The sequence below is a fragment of the Chryseobacterium phosphatilyticum genome (assembly GCF_002899825.2).
In the GTDB taxonomy this organism is placed as follows: Bacteria; Bacteroidota; Bacteroidia; order Flavobacteriales; family Weeksellaceae; genus Chryseobacterium; species Chryseobacterium phosphatilyticum.
Genome location: NZ_PPED02000002.1, coordinates 455,943 through 477,567 on the forward strand (window position 1 = coordinate 455,943; position 21,625 = coordinate 477,567).

The 21,625-nt window shown below is 36.1% G+C and carries 19 protein-coding genes and 1 tRNA gene; 5 read left to right on the top strand and 15 right to left on the bottom strand.

Features of this window, described 5'->3' with window-relative positions; all coding sequences use genetic code 11:
* Positions 1-244 precede the first annotated feature (244 nt).
* The 8 genes from C1631_RS09140 to thrA form a co-directional block, all read right to left on the bottom strand.
* Complete coding sequence (locus C1631_RS09140; RefSeq protein ID WP_109711793.1) at positions 245-1,075, bottom strand: glycosyltransferase family 2 protein; 831 nt, start codon at positions 1,073-1,075, stop codon at positions 245-247.
* A gap of 1,348 nt (positions 1,076-2,423) precedes the next feature.
* A tRNA-Cys gene (locus tag C1631_RS09145) sits at positions 2,424-2,494 on the bottom strand.
* Positions 2,495-2,552: 58 nt separating this feature from the next.
* Positions 2,553-3,062 (bottom strand): RDD family protein, encoded by a 510-nt coding sequence (locus tag C1631_RS09150; RefSeq protein WP_109711795.1) that lies wholly within the window; start codon positions 3,060-3,062, stop codon positions 2,553-2,555.
* A gap of 22 nt (positions 3,063-3,084) precedes the next feature.
* Complete coding sequence (locus C1631_RS09155) at positions 3,085-4,449, bottom strand: DUF4403 family protein (protein ID WP_109712344.1); 1,365 nt, start codon at positions 4,447-4,449, stop codon at positions 3,085-3,087.
* Positions 4,450-4,483: 34 nt separating this feature from the next.
* Positions 4,484-4,852, bottom strand: coding sequence for a dihydroneopterin aldolase (gene folB, locus C1631_RS09160; RefSeq protein WP_103248734.1), 369 nt, complete (start codon positions 4,850-4,852; stop codon positions 4,484-4,486).
* A 5-nt stretch (positions 4,853-4,857) separates the two neighbouring features.
* Entirely contained in the window at positions 4,858-6,162 is a 1,305-nt protein-coding gene (gene thrC, locus C1631_RS09165) for a threonine synthase (protein ID WP_109711797.1), read from the bottom strand.
* A 24-nt stretch (positions 6,163-6,186) separates the two neighbouring features.
* Complete coding sequence (locus C1631_RS09170; protein WP_109711799.1) at positions 6,187-7,113, bottom strand: homoserine kinase; 927 nt, start codon at positions 7,111-7,113, stop codon at positions 6,187-6,189.
* 11 nt (positions 7,114-7,124) lie between these two features.
* The gene (thrA, locus tag C1631_RS09175) at positions 7,125-9,575 is read right to left on the bottom strand and encodes a bifunctional aspartate kinase/homoserine dehydrogenase I (RefSeq protein WP_109711801.1); all 2,451 of its coding nucleotides are present in this window, start codon (positions 9,573-9,575) and stop codon (positions 7,125-7,127) included.
* 345 nt (positions 9,576-9,920) lie between these two features.
* On the opposite strand from thrA, the gene C1631_RS09185 reads away from it, so the two are divergent.
* The 4 genes from C1631_RS09185 (at position 9,921) to C1631_RS09190 (ending at position 10,859) form a co-directional block, all read left to right on the top strand.
* Positions 9,921-10,112, top strand: a complete 192-nt coding sequence (locus tag C1631_RS09185; RefSeq protein WP_103248992.1) for a hypothetical protein — start codon at positions 9,921-9,923, stop codon at positions 10,110-10,112.
* A 66-nt stretch (positions 10,113-10,178) separates the two neighbouring features.
* A complete protein-coding gene (locus tag C1631_RS24005; RefSeq protein WP_165828265.1) occupies positions 10,179-10,349 on the top strand; it encodes a bacteriocin-like protein in 171 nt (56 codons plus the stop codon).
* 46 nt (positions 10,350-10,395) lie between these two features.
* Entirely contained in the window at positions 10,396-10,593 is a 198-nt protein-coding gene (locus tag C1631_RS23850) for a hypothetical protein (protein ID WP_123966632.1), read from the top strand.
* Positions 10,594-10,649: 56 nt separating this feature from the next.
* Positions 10,650-10,859, top strand: coding sequence for a hypothetical protein (locus C1631_RS09190; RefSeq protein WP_109711803.1), 210 nt, complete (start codon positions 10,650-10,652; stop codon positions 10,857-10,859).
* A 31-nt stretch (positions 10,860-10,890) separates the two neighbouring features.
* Here C1631_RS09190 and nadA read toward each other — a convergent pair whose 3' ends face one another.
* The 3 genes from nadA to C1631_RS09205 form a co-directional block, all read right to left on the bottom strand.
* Positions 10,891-11,910 carry a quinolinate synthase NadA gene (gene nadA / locus C1631_RS09195; RefSeq protein ID WP_109711805.1) on the bottom strand — a complete coding sequence of 340 codons (1,020 nt, stop codon included), beginning with the start codon at positions 11,908-11,910 and terminating at the stop codon, positions 10,891-10,893.
* Positions 11,911-12,014: 104 nt separating this feature from the next.
* Entirely contained in the window at positions 12,015-12,578 is a 564-nt protein-coding gene (gene gmk / locus C1631_RS09200) for a guanylate kinase (RefSeq protein ID WP_109711807.1), read from the bottom strand.
* 89 nt (positions 12,579-12,667) lie between these two features.
* The gene (locus C1631_RS09205; RefSeq protein WP_103248995.1) at positions 12,668-13,525 is read right to left on the bottom strand and encodes a YicC family protein; all 858 of its coding nucleotides are present in this window, start codon (positions 13,523-13,525) and stop codon (positions 12,668-12,670) included.
* A gap of 43 nt (positions 13,526-13,568) precedes the next feature.
* Between C1631_RS09205 and miaA the strand changes: the two genes are divergently transcribed.
* Positions 13,569-14,483 carry a tRNA (adenosine(37)-N6)-dimethylallyltransferase MiaA gene (miaA, locus tag C1631_RS09210; protein ID WP_109711809.1) on the top strand — a complete coding sequence of 305 codons (915 nt, stop codon included), beginning with the start codon at positions 13,569-13,571 and terminating at the stop codon, positions 14,481-14,483.
* A 152-nt stretch (positions 14,484-14,635) separates the two neighbouring features.
* On the opposite strand, the gene C1631_RS09215 is transcribed toward miaA, so the two are convergent.
* The 4 genes from C1631_RS09215 to C1631_RS09230 form a co-directional block, all read right to left on the bottom strand.
* Entirely contained in the window at positions 14,636-16,048 is a 1,413-nt protein-coding gene (locus C1631_RS09215; RefSeq protein WP_103248156.1) for an efflux transporter outer membrane subunit, read from the bottom strand.
* Positions 16,049-16,254: 206 nt separating this feature from the next.
* Positions 16,255-19,437 (bottom strand): efflux RND transporter permease subunit, encoded by a 3,183-nt coding sequence (locus C1631_RS09220; protein ID WP_103248157.1) that lies wholly within the window; start codon positions 19,435-19,437, stop codon positions 16,255-16,257.
* 40 nt (positions 19,438-19,477) lie between these two features.
* Complete coding sequence (locus C1631_RS09225; RefSeq protein ID WP_103248158.1) at positions 19,478-20,638, bottom strand: efflux RND transporter periplasmic adaptor subunit; 1,161 nt, start codon at positions 20,636-20,638, stop codon at positions 19,478-19,480.
* 368 nt (positions 20,639-21,006) lie between these two features.
* Positions 21,007-21,603 carry a TetR/AcrR family transcriptional regulator gene (locus C1631_RS09230; RefSeq protein ID WP_103248159.1) on the bottom strand — a complete coding sequence of 199 codons (597 nt, stop codon included), beginning with the start codon at positions 21,601-21,603 and terminating at the stop codon, positions 21,007-21,009.
* Positions 21,604-21,625 lie beyond the last annotated feature (22 nt).

Below are 21,625 nucleotides of genomic sequence, written 5' to 3' on the forward strand. Positions count from 1 at the left end.
AAGCGATTTACAATATTCTGTTTGGATTTTTCTAAATAGATTTTTTTCATCATTTGTGTTTTTTAGGCCTCCGAATGGAGGCCTTTTATTTTTAATGAGATAATGATTCTCATTATAAAATGAAAAGGACAAATGCCGTATTCTGAAATGATGATGTTTATAATTGAAATCAAAACCTTTTATTCCCTACACCTTATCTACCTGATGACTAAAAAACTCCTCAGGAATTGAGGAGTTTTTATCTTTATAAATTTAAGCTGATTTTTATTTTATTGATGAGGCGATGTACTTTGTTGGTCTGATAATCCAACAATTCGTAAATTTCCCGGGAATTAGTGTACGTTTCCGGAACGTCTTGATTGTTTATTTTTTTGATGCCTCTCCTTTTCATCGTATCATGAATTACTTTTGCAAATGATTCTTTTGCGCTTTTTTTGGAACCTTGTTGTGATATTCCATTGGAATGAAGACGATACAGATAAAGTGGCTCTCTGATGTATTTTACCTCTCCATATTCAAGTATTTTCAAGTAAAGGTCCTGATCTACAGCGCTTTTTAACTTGGGGTTGATTCCGGAGGTTTTTAAGTAAATCTCTTTTTTAAATATAAAAAAATGAGCAAACTGAGTGGGGCAATTAAAAAAGTAGCGGTTGTTGTAAATCTGTTTGGTTCCGGCAAATACTTTGTCTGCTGTGAGGTCGTGATTACAGAGCATCATTTGAGAATAGGCAGCAACAATTTTATCATCATTCACGAATTCTCTAATTGTTTTTTCGAGTGCTTCCGGATAAAGGGCATCATCCGGATCAAGGTAGGCACATAACTCACCTTCAGCATATTTCATGCATTCTCTTTTGGTGAATCCACACCCTTGATTTTTCGAGTTGCTGTATAATCTAAATCGAGAATCATCTTTAATCAACGATTTTATAGTCTTTATCGAATTGTCTGTAGAGGCATCATCTACAATAATAACTTCCCAGTTTTCATAAGTCTGACTGATCAAAGAGTTATAACAGTCCTTAAAATACTTTCCATTATTATAGTTGGCTATAAGTATAGAAAATTTTATCACGTTTTTTTGAATTAAGTTGTTTGTAAAACTATAACATTATCTACTGTAAAAACATAACTTCGATCATAGCTTCTTATGTAATTTTTTCTTATATTATGGGATTATTAATGCTAATTGTGTTTGAATATATTTTTATTGATAAAAATAATATAATATTTTAGTTAATAATTTGTATTGCAATAATATAGAGGTTGCCTCAAAGAAAATACAGATCATTTTTTTTTATTAAAGCACTCAATGCTAAAAGGAAAGAGAATATTAAGGGAATATTTTATGAGTGAAATCATAAAATAAAAAGAAAAGTGGATCTAATTTTGAGATAAGATTAAACGATTAATTTTTATTTCTGAATATAAAATTTTTTTTTCATCATTTGTGTTTTTTGAGGCCTCCAACATTGGGGGCTTTTTATTATTAAAAAATATCAAAAGGGTGATCTCAGGTTACAAAGCTTAGATTGTTCAACTTTTGTCTTGAGGTTTTAATCATTTCATACTCTTCTTTTTTCAATAATAAGACTTTGCGCATCTCCAATTTCACTAATTTCAGGCCAGATTTGATATTTGCTTTTTACAAAATCTACTTTTCGGGAAAAAAAATTTTTCATGACATAAAATTTATTGATTCTATTAAATTTAGAATAATTTGTGTCGTTTTTTTTATTTTTAAATACCGATTGTTTGTAAAAATATTTAATTATGTTTTTTTTGTAAGAAAATAATGAATTATTTTTTTACTATTTTTGTATTACTATATTTGTATTGAATATGTTTATGGATTATATTTGTTTGGAATTGTTGTAAATAATAATATGAAATTTACAATAATGTCAAAAAAAAGAAGATAAATAGTTAAAAGTGTCATTTATTGCTTTGAAAATATATTTAAAAATATTTTTTTCAAAATTGCGATTCTGGCACGATTTTTCAATGTACATATGCAACTCATGTTTAATTTGAGTTTTCATGGTTATTAGTTTTTATCCTCGGAATTTCCGAGGATTTTTTTTTCATATAAAACAGTACTTATAAGAAGCTAATTAATCATGATTCAGGTGTGAAATTTTTAGAGAAATACGATCGTATTGTTTTCAGACAGGTTAAATTCCGCATAAAATGTATCCTTTTCCTCTTTAACGATAAATATGAAATTCAACTTAGCATATGTGATATAGCTTCATCTGTTTTCTTATGAATTAAGGATTAAATAGTGTTAGGATTAAAAATGCGATGCTACTTTTTAGAGAATAAAGGAACGTTGGTTCCTTTACATTATCCGAGCTTTTAAATCCAATATTATCAACGGGAAAATAAAAAAACCTCTAAATAAAATTTAGAGGCTTTTGAAGAGGTACCTAGCGGATTCGAACCGCTGTAGATGGTGTTGCAGACCACTGCCTAGCCGCTCGGCCAAAGTACCATTTTTACCATTTTTGAGGTGTGCAAATATAGTAAAAAATCTTTATGAACAAAAGTTTTTAGGCAATTTCTTTCTTTCCAAGATCATCAATTTCGCTTTTTGCCTGTTTCTCAGCATTATAATTTTTAATATTAATAACCCTTGTTTCACTCCATGTATCATGCCATCCATTTTCTCCCAAAAAAGAAAGTATATCCAGAGGAACAAATCTGCATATATTGCGGATGAAATAATCTTTGAATGTAGGTTCATTGCCATCAATGCCAATGACTTTGCTTCCTGTAATGTATTTCCCGAGAGATCTTCCTTTAGTAAAATATTCAATGAAGAATATATATACAAAATAAATTGAGGAAGTTATAAGGATATCTGTAACCCTGCCTACGGTGGCCATTTTTTGTACAATTTCCAGGAAAAAGTCATTACCTGTTAATCGGAATAGTAAGGATGACATGACTCCGAAAGCAAATATAATAAAGTATACTACAATTTTGTCAATCAAAAAATGGGCAAGTCTGATCAGTTTTGTAGACTTATTCCTGTCTACAACAACTAAATATTTTCTCATGTTAGTTATTAGTTAGTTAGTTTTAAAATCCGTTCACCAATAATTTTAGGGCTGCATTGGTGTCTATAACAGCAGTAATTCCGGTGTTGCTTAAAAGAATTTTACTGGGTTTAAGATTAAAAACTTTACCACTCATCTTTAATCCTTTATAATATTCTTTATTGAAAGCATCTTCAATACTTTTTCTTGATGTTTCTTCGAGTTCCTGAGTGGGAATTCCATATTCTTCTTCGATCATTTTTACAATTTTTCCCTGAAATAGAACAGAGGCTGTCTTTTGCAGAATATTGGTTGTCTTCAACTTGAATTTGCTATCGGAAAGAACAATTTTTCTTTTTGTTTCATCATAAACAGGAATTCCTGAAATGATGGAAGTTCCCTTGATATAACCGTCTGTTTGTGCTTCAATCACAATCCTGTCGTCAATACCATATACCCTGATGTCTGTTACCTTTACTTTAGAATCGCGGATGTCAAATTCTTTGTTTAAAAAAGTCTTTCGGGCCATATTGCTGGCCTCTGTAAAAGGGATATTGGCCGTAGTTTGCAACACAAACTTATCTGCGACAGTAGGAGAGAAGTTGAAGTTGGAAACAGCGGTGACCGGTAAAGAGGCCGCAGGTTTATTTCCGGTAAAAGTTTCTGAATAAATATCAATTCCAAGAGTTGTATTGATTTGGTTTCCATAAAACTTTAATGGAGTAATATTGACTACTGCAGGGCTAATCTTGAGCCAGGTATTGTATTCTTCCGAAATATTAAATGGCTGTAGAAAGGTATTCCAGGCCATTAAGGCATATTGCTGGAAGTTCAGCTGAGTCGCCATTTGCTGATCAATTGTTTTGCAGAATTTCAGCTGTTGCTCTCTCAGGCTTTTTTCTACAATTGGAGTAATAGGTATTTGGATCTTTCCATAATCAAGAACCGGTTTTGTTACCCATCTGAAACCATTGGGCTGGGTATTGGTGGTAATTGTCCAGTTATTTTTAAATGTTACAGTCGTGTTAAAAGACATTACCGTTTCAAAAGTTGTATTTTGATAGGTATAAACTCCTAAAGTACCAATTCCTTTTTCTGCCCATATTTTTAAAGGAACTTCAATCAGAAGATTTTGGCTGGTTCCTCCTACAAGGCGAATGGGTCTTGTTTTCCATACTTTTACCTTAAACTGATCATTGTTATTATCAGTATACGAGTCATCCTGATAAATTAAATCTTTTACAGATGCGTTGACCATGTTGCTAAGCTCCGAAAGCGGAATGGTCACAGGCATGGTAATACTTGACTTAATTTTTGGAAAATTATAAGCAGCCAATTGATTATCTACATTATTCTGGCCAAACGCACTGACAAATGCAACTAAAAATAATATTTTAATGAATTTCAATTTGTATGTTTTTTTATGAAACGAAAATAAGAATTTAATTTTCAGGCTTAAAGCTTTTTTCCAGTTCAATGCTGGCTCCCTTCATTTCTCCCTGCATAGGCGGAGCTGTTTTGGTTATTTTAAGCTTAATATAATCGACCTGAGGAAAGCTTTCATTGATTTTTGAGATCATTCTTCCTGCTACATGCTCCAGTAATTTTGATTTTATGTTCATTTCCTGATGAATGATGTCATTGATGTCTGCATAGCTGATCGTATCATTCAGGTCATCAGATTCTGAAGCCTTCCAGAGATCGGTATGAAGTTCTGCATTTATAATATAATAGGTTCCTATAATATTTTCTTCAGGCAGAACTCCATGATAGGCATATATTTTTACATCTTCAAGATATATTTTGCTCATTCTTTCTAATTTTTATGAAGCAAAAATCGTCTTAATTCTTCAAAATCTGAACTTATTTCTACAGTTTTTTTCTCCTTTTTCATCAGGTCAGTAATTGCTTCCGGAATATTGATTTCTGTTTGTATTGCATTTTCTACGGCATCAGGAAATTTTACAGGATGTGCAGTTCCTAAAATAAATCCTTTCTGATCCGGGTTTTCCTGCAGATATTGTTCCATAGAGGCAAAAGCAACAGCAGCATGTGGGTCAAGTATATAGTTATACTTTTTATAAATTTCCGCAATTGTTTGTCTGGTTTTCTTATCATCAATTGAATATCCTGATATTTTATCTTGTAAAGAATTAAATTGCTGCCCAAACAGCTCCATAATTCTTACGAAGTTGCTTGGATTTCCTACATCCATAGCGTTGGATAGGGTAGGTACAGCTTTTTGTGGTTGAAGGTTGTTTGTTTTCAGATAGTTTGGGATGATGTCGTTTGCGTTACATGCAGCAATAAAGTGTGCCGCCGGAAGTCCTCTGAAATGTGCTAAGAGTCCGGCACAGATATTACCAAAATTTCCACTGGGTACACAAACTACAGGAGCTGCATGTTCATATTTCTGCCATTGCTTCATTGCCAGAAGATAGTAGATTTGCTGGGGAAGCCATCTTGCAATATTGATCGAATTGGCTGAAGTCAGAAATAAATTGTTGTTAATCTCTTCGTCAGAGAATGCTTGTTTCACCAGGTTTTGACAATCATCAAAAGTTCCGTTGAGTTCTAAAGCATATATATTGTTACCTAATGCGGTAAGTTGCTTTTCCTGGACGGGGCTTACTCTGTTTTTAGGATAAAGTATTACCACATCAATTCCCGGAAGATCATAAAATCCGTGGGCAACCGCACCTCCTGTATCACCGGAAGTAGCGACCAAAACGGTTACTTTTTTATCATTGTTATTCAAAAAGAACGACAGACATCTGCTCATAAATCTTGCTCCAATATCTTTAAATGCAAGTGTTGGCCCGTGAAAAAGCTCTAGGATGGAAATTTTATCTGTGATTTTTTTTAATGGAATTTCAAAACTGACTGTTTCTGAAATGATCTCATGGAGTATTTCTGACGGAATTTCTTCTCCGACAAAGTCTTTCATACATTGATATGCGATCTCATGATCTGAATACTGATGGAGATTGCTCATAAACTCTTCTTCGAACTGTGGAATACTTTCCGGAAAAAACAATCCTTTATCCTTGCCTTGTCCTTTAATAGTTGCCGTCTTGAAATCAACTTTTTCCTGATTGTCTTTTAAGTTATAATATTTCATTGTCTTTTTTATACAGTTGTTATTTTATGCTTCTTCAATGATTTTAATTCCTGTCGGGTTTATTTTTGAAACGTAGGTATAGCTTTCAATTCCAATTTCGTCGTACACCGATTTCATAAGGTGGGCAATCTTCTCGGCAATATCCCTTTTTTCTGCCAACATAAAAATGGAAGGCCCGGATCCCGAAATTCCACCTCCGAGAGCACCAAGGTCGAGGCTTTTCAATTTAACCTCGTCAAATTTTGGGATTAAAATACTTCGGATAGGTTCTATGATGACATCATTAAGGCTTCTTCCGATCAGTGGAAAGTCATTTTTCTGTATACCGGCTACCAGTCCGGCAATATTTCCCCATTGCTCTACGGCACTTTTTAGTGTGATACTTTTCTTTAAAATCTGTCTCGAATCTGATGTTTTTACTTCAACCTGCGGATGCACTGCAGTTACAAATAAATCCGGAGCATTCAGAGGGATAATGTCGATAGGTTGCGTAGATTTTACCAATGTGATTCCTCCATATATACAAGGTGCTATATTATCTGCGTGGCGTACGCCGGAAGCCAGTTCTTCTCCAAACATTGCAAAATGTATGATTTCATCCTTAGATAAAATATTTTTTAATAATATATTGGCTCCGAAGGCGGCTCCGGCGGCGCTTGCCGCACTGGAGCCGAGCCCGCTGCCCGGTTTGATATGCTTGCGGATCACGGCTTCAAATCCTTTGGTCAGTTTTAAATGTTCCTGAATTTTTTGAAGAACAACTCCCGCAACATTTTTTGAGGGCTCTTGGGGAAGTCCAAAGGAATCTATGTGTCTTATAATGATTTCGGGAGTATCAAGTAATTTAATTTCCATTTCATCATAAGGTTCATGGATTGCCATTCCCAGGATATCAAAACCACACACAAGATTGGCAACAGTGGCAGGAACCCTTAATTTTACTTTTTTCATATTTTCTGTTTTTAAATTGAACGTATAATATCTGCAAAAATACCACTGGCAGTTACTTCTGCACCGGCACCGGCACCTTTTACAACTAGTGGTTGCTCAGAATACCTCAATGTTTTAAAAATAACAATATTGTCTTTTCCGTACAGGTGGAAGAGATCGCTTTCCGGAGAAACATGTCTGAGGCCAACTTTTGCTTTTCCCTCTTTAAATTCAGCTACATATTTTAATATTTTACCTTCTCTCTGGGCGTCAGAACATAATTTTTTGAAATGATCTTCATATTCTGTAAGTTTCTCATAAAAGTCCTCTACACTTCCCTGCATACAAGCTTCAGGAAGAAAACCTACATTTTCAATTTCATCAAACTGAAGTGGATATCCTGCTTCTCTTGCAAGAATTAAAATTTTACGGGCTACATCTGTACCGGATAAATCAAGTCTTGGATCTGGTTCTGTATATCCTTCTTTTTGTGCCTGGGCTACCACTTCAGAAAACATCCTGCTTCCATCATAATTGTTAAAGACAAAGTTTAGGGTTCCACTAAGTACCGCTTCAAGAGAAGTTATTTTATCCCCGCTTTTAATCAGGTCATTGATGGTGCCTATAACCGGAAGTCCTGCCCCGACATTGGTTTCAAAGTAAAACTTGCAGTTGTGGTTTCTGGCAGTATTCTTTAATGTTTTATAATTATCAAAATCTGATGAAGCGGCGATTTTATTACATGCTACGATATTGATGCTTCTTTTCAGGAGCGCTTCGTAAACCCTGGGAATTTCAGCACTGGCTGTAATGTCGATGAAAATTGAGTTTCTTAAGTTTCGTGATATGATTTCTTCTGCAAAATCCTGAACGGAGGCTTCTTGTCCCAGTTCAATCCAGTTAGCATATTCCTCTTCCGGTATTCCTCTGTCTGAAAAAAGCATTTTCCGACTGTTGGAAAGTCCGGCAATCCTTAGATTGATTAAAAGATTTTCCTGCAAGTATTGATTCTGATCGTAAATCTGTTGAATAAGTTTAGATCCTACATTTCCTGTTCCACATATATATAAGTGTACCTGTTTGATTTCGGATTCGAAAAACTCTTCATGAAGAATATTAATAGCTTTTCGGGTATCTTTCTCTGAGATGACAATGCTGATATTTCTTTCTGAAGAACCCTGTGCAATCGTTCTGATGTTAATAGCATTATTTCCTAAACATCCAAACATTTTAGCACTGACTCCACTTCTGCTTTTCATATTTTCGCCTACCAGGGCTACAATGGAAAGACCTGATTCAATTTTTACCGGTTCAATTCTTTTTAAATTAATATCATCAGCAAAAGATGTGTTGATTGCTTTTTCAGCAGCTGATATATCCTTTTCATGGATAGCGATAGTGATAGAATGCTCAGATGAACCTTGTGTAATCAGAATAACATTAATATTTCCATGATTGAGCCCCTGAAATAATTTTGCTGAAATACCTGGAATGCCAACCATTCCGCTACCCTCTAAAGTGAGAAGAGCAATATGACTCATGTTTGAAATTCCCACAGCGATGTGATTTTTTTCATTTTCTGTTTTTTCTAAGGAATGAGAAATCAAGGTTCCTTTGGCATCCGGATCAAATGTGTTTTTAATCTTAAGGTCAATGTTTTTTGACATAACCGGTTGTATGGAAGGAGGATACAGTACTTTTGCACCAAAGTGTGAAAGCTCCATCGCTTCATGGTAGAGAATTTCTGAGATTGGTTTTGCATTGGAAGTAAGACGGGGATCAGCAGTCATCATCCCGCTTACATCAGTCCATATCTGAAGTTCTTCAGCATGAATAGCAGCAGCAATAATGGAAGCAGTATAATCTGACCCACCTCTTCCTAAAGTAGTAATATTATTATTATCGTCCTGAGCGATAAACCCGGGACCAATGATAATTTGGTTCTGATGGTCATTAAGATATTTCTGAATATTTTGTTCAGTAATATCAACATCTACTTTTGCATGGGTAAAGTCACTGTTTGTTCTGATCAGCTCTGCGGCGTTCATCCATAAGCAATCAAAGCCCTTATGTAAAAGTCGTGCAGCAATGATATTAGAGGATAAAAATTCTCCGTAGGAAACTATTTTATCTTTCGTTCTGGAAGTAAGCTCACCGAGAATAAAAATTCCGTTGCATATATCTTCGAGATCATTAAAATGTTTTTTAACAAAGCTTAACCATGAGCTTTGCTCCAAAACAGGGATGAGCTCTCTTACCAGCTGCAGGTGCTTTTCTTCGAGGATTTTAACGACTTGTAAATAAGAATCATCTTTGACGGCAGCATACTCTGCCGCTTTGATCAGATGGTCGGTGACACCGTGCAGTGCTGATACGATAACAACAACTTTGTTTTGAGAAGCTTCTTTTTTTATAATGTTTTCTACAAGGAGAATGTTCTTTGAGTTGGCGACTGATGTTCCGCCGAATTTTAAAATTTTCATCAATTATTTATTTGAGATTGAATAAAAGGAAATGTTTACTCTTTAAAAAAAGAGTACAGGTGCCCGAAATAATATGTGAAAATTTACCCCGTTATGGGGTAGTTGTTGTAGTTGTGAATGTAGAAACAGAAGATATGCCTGAAATAGGTAATTCCAGAGCAGAAATATCAGATATGTTTCTTATTATATTCATTCTTAAAGAACAAATGTACAAATTATTTTGAAATAGCCAAATCTTTGAAAAAATATATTTTAATTCTTTAAGGAGAGAGATATTTGTTAAAATGTTTGGATTAACTACTTATAAATCTTACATTTAACTTATTAACTGTAAACTATTTAATCATGAAAAAATTAAGCAAATTGCAAAGACACAGCTTAAAGTTAATCAACGGAGGAATTGGTTCTTGTTATGAATACTGTCCTGCCGGACCCTATGGCCCTGGACAGCCAAGATCATGTGCTGACTACGATGCTTTACCAAAATGTTGTAAAGAAATGGTTATGGTAAGTTTTGAGTGTTCAGGTCCCTATTGATTTAAAATAAAACGGGAACATTTTTAACCCGTGTTCTTTATTTCTAATATTAAAAATTAAAACGTTATGAAAACAATTAAAAAATTATCCAGAGAAGAACAGAAAAGTATCAGTGGAGGTATAACCCAAGACCAAATTGATGCATGTGGCGGTGAAAAGTTTGTATGTTTTATGGGAGGTGGAAAATGGGGATGCTGGCTGAAGCCAGGTGGTAAATGTTATGCTCCGATGTTGTAATAATTCAACCTGAAAGCCTGAATTGTAACCATAAAAACCAATTAAAATGAAAAAACTATCAAGAGCTCAGCTGGCTATTATCAGTGGGGCTAATAATTCTATCTGTAACGGATGTCCCACTCAAAATCACTACGGACCAGGCCCCGGATATGACGGGACATGTGAAAACTACTTTGCTTTACCTGATTATTGCAGGGCAAGAAATTGCGTGGGAGTTAGTATTTATTGCTTTGAGGCAATGTAATAGAATTTTCTCCGGAGGATAGACGATTATTTTTTATGAGCTAAAACCAAAAAAATATGAGAAAATTGACGCGAACAAAATTAAAGAATATCAAAGGTAAAGAAATGTCGGGTTGTGCGGGATGTCCTACATCTGGTAATTACGGAGATGGCCCTGAGTATACTAATAGTTGTTGGAGTTACTGGGCATTGTCTGCTAATTGCAGAAATTGTGTGGATGTAAGCGCAGATTGCTACGGCCCTGATTATTCTGACTTTTATAAGTGAAAAAAAGCACTGTGAAAACAGTGCTTTTTATTTATTTTATACTTTTTGAAAGATCAAGCATAGCCTCGATTGGCTTTAATGCCCTCAATCTTAATTCTTCGTCGATAAGAATTTCAGGAAGTTCATACTTCATACATAAATACAATTTTTCCATAGTATTACGCTTCATGTAAAAACATTCTGAACAGTTGCAGCTCTCGTCAAAAACCAATGCAGGGATCAGTTCTTTATGAGGAGCACGTTTTTTCATCTCATGAAGAATTCCTTCTTCAGTAGCAATGATAAATTTCTGGCAATCGTCTTTTTCTACGAAATTCAGCAGGGCAGAAGTGGAACCGATAAAGTGAGCCAGTTTCAATACAGCTTCTTCACTTTCGGGGTGGGCAATTAATTTGGCATCGGGGTTGTCTGCCAATTGTTTTGCAATTCTTTCCATTGAGAAAGCTTCGTGTACAATACAGCTTCCGTCCCAAAGGATCATATCACGACCAGTCTTTTTGGATAAATATCTTCCTAAATTTTTATCCGGAGCAAAAATGATGGGTCTGTCTGTTGGGAGAGCTTCAATGACTGTTTCAGCATTTGAGCTTGTTACAATGATATCACTTTCTGCTTTCGTTTCTGCATTACAGTTGATGTAGGTAGCAATTAAAGCATTAGGATGTTGCTCACGCATTTTTCTCAATCCTTCTCCTGAACATCCGTCTGCCAAAGAGCATCCGGCCATTGTATCGGGAAGAACTACTTTTTTAGTTGGGTTAAGAATTTTAGCAGCTTCCGCCATGAAATGCACTCCGCAGAATACAATCATGTCAGCATTCGTTTCTTTTGCTTGTCTTGCCAACTGTAAAGAATCACCCAGAAAGTCGGCGATATCCTGAATTTCTCCCGGTTGGTAATAATGGGCAAGGATTACTGCATTTTTTTCCTCTTTGAGTTTAAGAATGGCCTTTACCAGGTCTTCTCCCTGAGGAATTGCTATATCTTTTATATCCAGAAATCCTTTTACAGGAATTGCAGATTTAGCTTTTTCTAATGTTTCGGTACTCATATCAACCTCAATTTTTTATTATCAGAAGGCAGAGGTTAGAAATCAGAAGTCAGATTTTGAAAGTACATTGTTACTTTCAGCTTCCGGCTCCTATCTTCCAGCCATTAGTTACTGATAAAACTTTTTATTAAACTTTCTATTTCTTTTTTTGCTACATCGAGATCAGTATTGATCACGATCTTATCAAACTCGCTGGCATATGACATTTCTTCTTCTGCTTTTGCCACACGGGTTTTGATGGTTTCTGCATCATCAGTATTTCTAGAAATCAATCTTCGTTCCAATTCTTCGATGGAAGGTGGTTCTATGAAAATTGACAAGGCTTTTTCCCCAAAATATTTTTTTAAAGAAATACCTCCTTTTACATCAACATCAAAAATAACAACTTTTTGCTGATTCCAGATTTTTTCTACTTCAGATTTTAAAGTACCGTAATATTTGTCAGTATATACTTCTTCATATTCTACAAAAGCGTCTTCTGAAATTTTTTGTCTGAATTCATCAGGTGATAAAAAATGATAATCCACTGCATGAACCTCATTCCCTCTTGGCTGCCTTGTCGTGCAGGAAATTGAAAATTTCAGTTCAGAAAATGTTTCCAAAGCATGCTTTACTAATGTAGTTTTTCCGCTCCCTGATGGTGCTGAAAATATAATTACTTTATCCATATTTTTTCGTTTCGGGTTTTCGGGTTTCGAGCTCCGGGTTTCCTCATCATCGTAAGACTAATCATGACCTCGAATCTCGCACCTCGTAGCTACAACACGTTTAGTGTTTGTTCTTTAATTTTTTCCAAATCATCTTTCATCATGACTACCAGTTTCTGAATTTGCGAATGATTGGCTTTAGAACCTAACGTATTGATTTCTCTTCCGATTTCCTGAGAAATAAAACCTAGTTTTTTCCCATTGAAATCTTCGTTGTCCATGACTTCCTTATAATATTTAAGGTGCTGTGCTAGTCTTACTTTTTCTTCTGAAATATCCAGTTTTTCAGTAAAATAAGCCATTTCCTGATAGAAGCGCGTTTCGTCAACGTTTTCGAACTCCTTAAGAGTCTTTTGGTAGCGTTCTCTTACACTGACAATTCTCTCTTCTTCAAAAGGAATCACTTCCCCCAGATATTTTTCAATATTCTGAACGTTTCTGTTTAATTCTTCATGAAGAATACTGCCTTCAGTTTTTCTGAATTCTTCAAAGCGGTCAACAGCTGCATTAACGATTTTTGCCAATGCCTCCCATTCACCCTCTGTCAATTCATCAGGTCTTGAAGTAATGGCATCAGGAAGTCTTACAGCCATTTTAAGATATTCGAAATCTGGTCCGTCTGATGCAATAGTTTTAAGCTCATTGATATAAGAATCAATTAAGCTCTTATTGATTTTTACATCATTAGATTCTTCGAGATTCTCTAAATTGACGTAGCAATCTACTTTTCCACGGATAATTCTATCGTTAAGAATTTTTCTGATTTCAAATTCTTTTTCTTTATAACGTAAAGGAATTTTAATATTTAAATCAAAGCTTTTGCTATTCAGTGATTTAATATCTATTGTTATTTTTTTTCCTTCAAATACACCTTCGGCTCTACCGAAGCCGGTCATTGATAAAATCATAGTTTTTTATTGTTGTACAAAGATAAACATTTAAATTAGCAATGTGAAAAATTTGATTTCTGTAGTAGGACCCACCGGAATTGGTAAAACGAGATTGGCAATTGATCTGGCTCAACATTTCAATACGGAGATTATTTCCTGCGATTCCAGACAGTTTTTTAAGGAAATGAAAATTGGTACAGCAGCACCTTCTGAGGAAGAATTAGCCGCAGCACATCATCATTTTATAGGAAATCTTTCCGTAGAAGACTATTATTCTATAGGGCAATATGAAGAGGATGCCTTACAAAAACTCAATGAACTTTTTGCAATTCATGATACCGTTATTCTTGTGGGCGGAAGTATGATGTATGAAAAAGCCGTTATTGAAGGGTTGAATGATTTACCTGAAGCTAATTCGGGAAATCAGGAAAGACTTCAGAAAATCATGGAGCAGGAGGGAGTTGAAAAACTTCAGGAAATTTTACAGGAATTAGATCCTGAATATTTTGCTACCGTAGATATTCATAATCATCGCCGACTTCTCAGAGCAATTGATGTCATCTGGCAAACCAACAAAAAATATTCAGAACAGATTGCCGTTTCGCAGGATTCCAGAGATTTTAATGTGATCCGGATTGGAATTGAAGCGCCAAGGGAAGAATTATACGACAGAATTAACCGTAGGGTAGATATCATGATGGAAAATGGTCTGCTGGATGAGGTAAAAGGTCTTGAAAAATTTAAAGGGCTGACAGCTTTAAATACTGTCGGGTATTCCGAACTTTTTAAATATTTTGACGGAGAATGGGATCTTGATTTTGCCGTTTCTGAAATTAAAAAAAATAGCCGCAGATACGCTAAACGTCAGCTGACATGGTACAGAAAAGCGGATGATATTCATTATTTACAGCTTGGATATTCTCAGCAGGATTATGAAGATTTACTTCAATGGATTTCTGGACAGTTTCAAGAATAATTGCGGATAAATTTAATCTGTCTCATCTTTTCAATCTGCAAGATTTTATTGTTTCACGCTAATCACGATGGTTTTGCAGATATCTATGATTACTTTTTAGAAAATAAAAATGCGGCTCCTGAGAACCGCATTCAAACAATATAATTTATTTACTACTTCCAACCGCCGCCTAGCGCTCTGTATAAATCTACAATGCTGCTTAATCTCTGTCTTTTAATGGAAGCCAGGTTGAGCTCTGCCTGAAGAGAATTTCCCTGTGCGGTAATCACTTCAAGATAATTGGCTGAACCTCCTCTGTAAAGAAGCTGGGCACTTTTAATTCCGTCCTTTAAGGTTGTAGCCTGCTCTGCTGCTTTTTGTTCCTGAGCTTTTAAGCTTTCATTAGAAACCAAAGCGTCAGAGACTTCGCCTACAGCGTTCAGTACTGATTGACGAAATGCCAGCACATTTTTCTCTCTTTGTATTTTGGCTACTTCAAGATCGGTTTTCAACTGTCTCTTCTGAAAGATGGGTTGAGTAATTCCTCCTAATACCGACCCGAATAAAGAAGCCGGAATCTGGAACCAGTTGTCAAACTTGAAAGAATTAACCCCTCCGTTAGCTGTAATTTTTAAGGCAGGATACATATTGGCCTGGGCAATTCCTACCATAGCATTGGATTCCAGTAAAACAAGTTCCTGTTGACGTACGTCCGGTCTTCGGCTGACCATAGCGGCAGGAAGTCCGGCAGAAATATTTTGAGGTAGGGAAGTGTCAGACATTTCGATGGTTCTGTTCACCTTGTTGGGTGTTTCTCCAACCAGAATACTTAATGCATTTTCCTGAATGGCAATATTTTGTTCCAACTGGGTAATCAGAAGTTCCGTAGCCTGTTTCTGTGCACTAGCTTGTTGTACTCCTAAAGAGGTGGTGTCGCCACTTTCCCACATTTTCTGAGTAATCAGTAACGTATTATTAGTCAATTCCAGGTTAGATTTTGCTATACCCAATTGCTTATCAAGCATCAGAAGATTGTAATATCCCTGAGCTATAGCTGCTACGACCTGAGTCTGAATCGCTTTTGATCCTTCATAAGTCTGAAGATACTGCATTCTTGAAACTTCCTGCTGATTTTTAATTTTTCCCCAAATATCAGCTTCCCAGGAAAGATTGAAGGCTGCATTATAATCTTCAACATGGCTTTGCCCTAAAAACAGATTTAAACTTTGTCCGTTCATACTGTTTTTAGACGGCTTTGAAATCTGTCCGCTTACTCCAAAACCTACATCAGGATACTGCATATATTTCGCTTGTTTCAGTTTTTCCTGTGAAGCAGCGACTTGTTTTAAAGCAATCTGAAGGTCATAATTATTTTTGATCCCTCTTTCAATTAATTCCTGCAGAGTCGGATCATTGAAAAATTGTTTCCATTCCAGGTTAGCAACACTGGCGGTATCGGCAGTGGCAGTGTATTGAAACTTTTCAGGAAGCGGCAGGTCCGGTTCTTTGAATGCCATTTTTGACACACACGAAACGGCTCCTAATGCTATTGCGAATGTTAGAATTATATTTTTTAATCTTTTCATAGTTGTTAAACTTTTAAGTGAATACAAAACTTTGAGAGATTCGTACCGATGAGATTGTCTTTAGTAGGAGAAAATACTTCACTTTCCAAACCATTAAGTAAGGGAACCGTTTGATGAATTCATCTGATCAGCTTTACCTGCTTAATAGAATTTTAAATCAATTTTTTGTTTTAAAATTTGCTCAAAGTTTTGTTGTTCATTATATATTAATGAGGACTTGATAAAAGTTCTGCTTCCAGTTGTTGTCTTTGAAGTCTTTTCTTTTTTCTGCTTGGCATTTTTTCATGCAGATACTGGAAGATCACATACATTACCGGAATAATAAAGATTCCGAAGATTACCCCTGTAAGCATTCCTCCTACGGTACTGTATCCGATAGAGTGATTTCCTTTAGCAGAAGCTCCCTGGGTCCAAACCAATGGAAGCATTCCCACGATAAACGCAAAGGAGGTCATCAGAATTGGTCTTAAACGTAATCTTGAAGCCTGAAGTGCAGATTCAATCAATGATTTTCCTGCTTTTCTTCTCTGGACGGCAAATTCTACAATCAGGATGGCATTTTTGGCTAATAACCCTACCAGCATGATTAATCCCACCTGAACATAAATATTATTGTCAATTCCTGCGAGTCCGGTGAAAGCAAATACCCCAAATACTCCTGTGGGAATGGTAAGGATAATAGCAAATGGAAGAATATAACTTTCATATTGTGCTGCCAGTAAAAAGTACACAAACAAAATACTTAATAAGAAGATAAATACAGTTTGTCCTCCTGTTTTAATTTCTTCACGTGTAATTCCTGTCCACTCATAGCCGTATCCTCTTGGTAATGACTGTTGAGCTACTTCCTCTACTGCTTTAATGGCATCCCCGGTACTGTAACCTGGTTTTGGAGTTCCGTTAATGGTTACCGCGTTGAACAAGTTGTTTCTGGTTACCGTTTCAGGTCCAAAGGTTCTTTTTAAAGTCACCAGTGTTTTTGCCGGAACCATTTCACCCATTTTATTTTTCACATAAATCCCTTCCAGAGAGTTGGCATCCGTACGGTAAGGAATATCTGCCTGAGCCATTACACGGTAGTATTTTCCGAATCGGTTGAAATCAGATACGAAGCTACTTCCGAAATAAATCTGCATGGTCTGCATCAAATCTGTTACAGAAACTCCCAGTTGGTTTGCCTTGTCAGTATCTACATCAATTATGTACTGAGGGTTTCCTGCTGCATACGTGGTAAACGCGAAAGCAATTTCAGGACGCTTCATCAATTCGCCAATAAATTTTTGAGTTGTTGTTCCCAATTGTTCAAAAGAACTGTTGGTTTTATCCTGAAGCATAAATTCAAAACCGGAAACATTACCGAAACCTTGTACAGTAGGGAAGTTGAAGAAGAATGCGTTAGCATCTTTCACCTGACTTACCTTTCCTGTTAATGCTGCGGCAATCTGATCGGGATCATTCATTTCACCTCGTTTATCATAATCTTTCAGTTTAATAAAACCTGCAGAATATGGAGATGCATTGGCATTACTGATAAAGTTCATTCCATCTGCTACCCAAAGGTGATTGGTCGCTTTTTCAGCATTGATGATTTTATCAATCTGTTCAGTAGCTCTGTGTGTTCTTTCCAGTGAGCTTCCCGGAGGAGTATTCACTGCATATAATACAAATCCCTGGTCCTCTGTTGGAATGAATCCTGATGGAGCTTTTTTAATAAGGAATACACTTGTTGCCGTAATAAGAGCAAGACCTCCAATGGCCACCCATTTATTTTTAATTAAAAATTTAAGGCTGTAAATATATTTTCTGGTCATGCTGTTGAAGATGGCATTGAAGGCATTGAAGAATCTCGCTCCAAAACCTGTTTTATGACCATGTTCCCCATGTTCTCCCTGAGGATCATTCAGGAACATAGCACATAATGCCGGGCTTAACGTTAATGCATTAACTGCAGAAATAAGAATAGCAATCGCTAATGTGAAAGCAAACTGTCTGTAGAAAACTCCCGCAGGTCCCTGCATGAAGCCAACCGGAATGAATACCGCACACATTACCAGTGTGATAGAGATAATTGCTCCGGAAATTTCACTCATAGAATTCATGGTTGCCTGCTCAACCGGCATTCCGGTTTGTTCCATTTTGGAATGGACGGCCTCTACTACCACAATGGCATCATCCACCACAATACCAATGGCCAGAACCAGTGCAAACAAGGTAAGCATGTTGATACTGAATCCAAACAACTGCAGGAAGAAGAAAGTACCAATGATGGCAACCGGTACCGCAATCGCAGGAATTAAAGTAGATCTGAAATCCTGAAGGAAAATATATACTACAATAAATACAAGGATAAAAGCGATAACAAGTGTTTCCACCACCTGATGAATAGAAGCATCCAAAAAGTCTTTGGAATTATACATAATGATAGGCTTCACTCCTTTAGGTAATGTGGTTTCCATTACTTTCACCTGCTTTTCGATTTCAGTAAGGATTTCATTCGCGTTGGATCCCGCCGTTTGTAGGATGGCAAATCCTGCTACAGGTTTCCCGTCTACTCTGTTGGTAGCGGTATAAGTATAAGAACCGAATTCTACTCTCGCTACATCTTTTAAACGTAGGAAAGAACCATCACTATTGGCTTTAATGGCAATGTTTTCATAGTCTTCATTCTTATTCAGTTTTCCTTTATATTTAAGAATATACTCATACGTTTCTTTACTTCCTTGTCCAAGACGACCCGGGGCAGCTTCAAGATTATGATCTTTAACAGCTCCCAGAACTTCCTGTGGAGAAAGGTTATTCGCTGCCAGTCGATCCGGTTTCAACCAGATTCTCATAGAGTAATCTCTTGTTCCAAATACCTGTGCCTGAGCTACTCCCGGAATACGCTGTATTTGTGGGATAACATTGATCTTCAGGTAATTTTGAAGAAATAGTTCATCGTATTGTTTTTCATCCTCACTGGTTAATCCCATGAACATGATCATACTGTTCTGAACTTTTTGTGTTGAAATTCCGGCTTGTACAACTTCCTGAGGAAGCTGACTCATCGCTTTCGATACACGGTTTTGCACGTTTACGGCGGCGTTATCAGGATCTGACCCCTGTTTGAAATAAACGCTCAGGGTCATAGTACCGTCGTTACTGGAATTCGAGGTCATATAGGTCATATTTTCAACCCCGTTTACCGCCTCCTCAATAGGAGTGGCTACCGAACGTGCTACAACCTCAGCATTCGCTCCCGGATAAAATGCCGTTACCTGAACACTTGGTGGAGCAATATCGGGGAAGAGGGCAATGGGTAAATTAAAGAGAGATAAAGCTCCCAATAATAAGAGTATGATGGAGATGACCGTTGAAAGTACCGGTCTTTCTATAAATTGTTTTAACATAAGAAGTTTATTTTTTTAAGTCTTCTGTATCTGAAACTGACTATAAAGGTTTTGCTCTCAACAAGCTGTCGGATGAAATATTTTTCGGCTTGATAGATGCTCCGTCCTTTAAATTTCCAATTCCGGTATAAACGATTTTCTCACCCGGAGAAAGCCCTTCAGAAATAAAGTAATAGCTGTCTGTTTTTCCGGATATTTTAATAGGTTTTCCGGTTACTTTCTGATCTTTACCCATAACATATACATAGGTTTTATCCTGAATTTCGAAAGTAGATTCCTGAGGAATAACCACTGCATTGGAAATCAGTTGAGGCATACGAACTCTTCCTGTATTTCCTGTTCTCAAAGTCCCGTTGTCATTAGGGAAAACAGCACGTACACTGATTGCTCCCGTTGTTTTGTCAAACTGTCCGTCTACAATACTTAATCTTCCTTTTTCAGGATATGTACTGTTGTCGGCAATCACCAATTCTACCATGGGCATATTTTTCAGTTTTTCCTCTAAAGTTCCTCCCGGATATTTATTTTGGAAAGCAATAAAATCAAGTTCACTTAAAGAGAAATAAGCATAGATTTCACTGATATCGGATAATAAAGTCAATGGATTAGGATCTGTTCTGGAGATCAGACTTCCTTTTTTATAAGGAATTCTCCCGATATATCCACTTACAGGTGCTGTAATAGTCGTAAATCCTACATTGATTTTTGCGCTTCCTACAGAGGCTCTTGCCTGTGAAGCGGCTGCTACAGCGGCTGCATAATTGGCTTTTGCTGTTTTCAATTGTACATCAGATACTACTTTTGCAGCTACCAGAGGCTGAAGTCTGTCCACTTCCACTCTTGCTTTTTCAATATTGGCGTTGGCAGCCTGAAGGTTGGCCTGAGCCATATTCATCTGTTCGCCATAGCTTCTTGAATCTATTTTAAATAATGGTTGTCCGGCTCTTACATAAGCCCCTTCTTCCACATAAATTCTATCTAAATATCCATCTACCTGCGATCTTATTTCTACATTATTTTTTCCCTCCAAAGCTGTCGGGAATTCTTGATATGTCGTAGCAGGAGAGGTAATAACGGTATAAACCGGAAGTTCAGGAGCTGGTGGCGCGGCATTGGATCCTTCAGCAGCTTTCGTACAGCTTTGTAAAAGAATTATACTTGCAATAAGTACAATAAACCTTGTTTTTCCAGGTATTTTCATTTTGGTTTAATTTTTTTAATGAAGTGTTAGATTTAAGTAATGTTTTTGCTAATAAATGCTGTATTTTTTCCTAACAGTGTTAATAAAATGTTCAAAAAAAATTACAGATTCTTTAATGCCCGATTAAGTCGATAGTTTCCATAATTGAATAAATGTTTAATGTTGTTTGATATATAAAAAAGTTGAGGTGTATTCGTGTTATTTTTACTAACGGTGTTAATTAATTGAAAAAAATGTCTACCTTTAATTTTCTGATGGGTGAAAGTTTTGCATAAATGGTTTTTGTTTTTAATTAATTTTAAATGAATTACTTAAATTAATTAAGTGTTAAGTTTCCTAACGGTGTTAATATTGAGTTCAAAAAAATTTTACAAAGACTTAATAAAAGATGAAACAGTTTCGTCCAAAGATGTTTTATTCATGGTAGATGGTATATCTGCAGTACGCATCATCATAATGGAGATCATACCGTGTACTGCTGAAAATAAAGCATGAGACATATGACAGGCATTATCCGGATTAGATCCGTTTTTCTTAATGATCTCAAGAGTACACTCATAAATAAGTTCCTGGAATGATGAGAATTCCTTCTTCATCTGACCTTTACCACAACATTGCATTCCTAAACCAAACATCAGCTGATAATATTCCTTATTCTTGAAAGCAAAATTCCAGTATGCATCTACGATGGCTACAAGCTGGTCTTCAGGCGTTTTCTGTTTTTGCTGAGCTTTTAATAATTCTATATGTAGTTTGTGAAAGCCGTCCAGAGAAATTTCAAACAGGATAGCTTCTTTATTTTCGAAATAATCATATACTACCGGTGCACTGTATTCAATAGCATCAGCTATTTTACGCATGGAAAGTGATCCCCAGCCTTCAGTTTTAGCCAAAGTAAAAGCCGCCTGCAAAATATTTGCACGAATGGATTCTTTTTCTCTTTGACGACGTTCATGTAGGCCCATGATATTTCTTTTCTAACAGTGT

Excerpts from the sequence above, each read along its gene's own strand:
- C1631_RS09220 (WP_103248157.1), bottom strand. The coding sequence starts at position 19,437 with ATGTTAAAACAATTTATAGAAAGACCGGTACTTTCAACGGTCATCTCC.
- gmk (WP_109711807.1), bottom strand. The coding sequence starts at position 12,578 with ATGGATAAAGTAATTATATTTTCAGCACCATCAGGGAGCGGAAAAACT.
- C1631_RS09230 (WP_103248159.1), bottom strand. The coding sequence starts at position 21,603 with ATGGGCCTACATGAACGTCGTCAAAGAGAAAAAGAATCCATTCGTGCA.
- C1631_RS09215 (WP_103248156.1), bottom strand. The coding sequence starts at position 16,048 with ATGAAAAGATTAAAAAATATAATTCTAACATTCGCAATAGCATTAGGA.
- C1631_RS09225 (WP_103248158.1), bottom strand. The coding sequence starts at position 20,638 with ATGAAAATACCTGGAAAAACAAGGTTTATTGTACTTATTGCAAGTATA.
- C1631_RS09170 (WP_109711799.1), bottom strand. The coding sequence starts at position 7,113 with ATGAAAAAAGTAAAATTAAGGGTTCCTGCCACTGTTGCCAATCTTGTG.
- thrC (WP_109711797.1), bottom strand. The coding sequence starts at position 6,162 with ATGAAATATTATAACTTAAAAGACAATCAGGAAAAAGTTGATTTCAAG.
- nadA (WP_109711805.1), bottom strand. The coding sequence starts at position 11,910 with ATGAGTACCGAAACATTAGAAAAAGCTAAATCTGCAATTCCTGTAAAA.
- C1631_RS09205 (WP_103248995.1), bottom strand. The coding sequence starts at position 13,525 with ATGATTTTATCAATGACCGGCTTCGGTAGAGCCGAAGGTGTATTTGAA.
- C1631_RS09185 (WP_103248992.1), top strand. The coding sequence starts at position 9,921 with ATGAAAAAATTAAGCAAATTGCAAAGACACAGCTTAAAGTTAATCAAC.
- thrA (WP_109711801.1), bottom strand. The coding sequence starts at position 9,575 with ATGAAAATTTTAAAATTCGGCGGAACATCAGTCGCCAACTCAAAGAAC.
- C1631_RS24005 (WP_165828265.1), top strand. The coding sequence starts at position 10,179 with ATGAAAACAATTAAAAAATTATCCAGAGAAGAACAGAAAAGTATCAGT.
- C1631_RS23850 (WP_123966632.1), top strand. The coding sequence starts at position 10,396 with ATGAAAAAACTATCAAGAGCTCAGCTGGCTATTATCAGTGGGGCTAAT.
- C1631_RS09190 (WP_109711803.1), top strand. The coding sequence starts at position 10,650 with ATGAGAAAATTGACGCGAACAAAATTAAAGAATATCAAAGGTAAAGAA.
- folB (WP_103248734.1), bottom strand. The coding sequence starts at position 4,852 with ATGAGCAAAATATATCTTGAAGATGTAAAAATATATGCCTATCATGGA.
- C1631_RS09150 (WP_109711795.1), bottom strand. The coding sequence starts at position 3,062 with ATGAGAAAATATTTAGTTGTTGTAGACAGGAATAAGTCTACAAAACTG.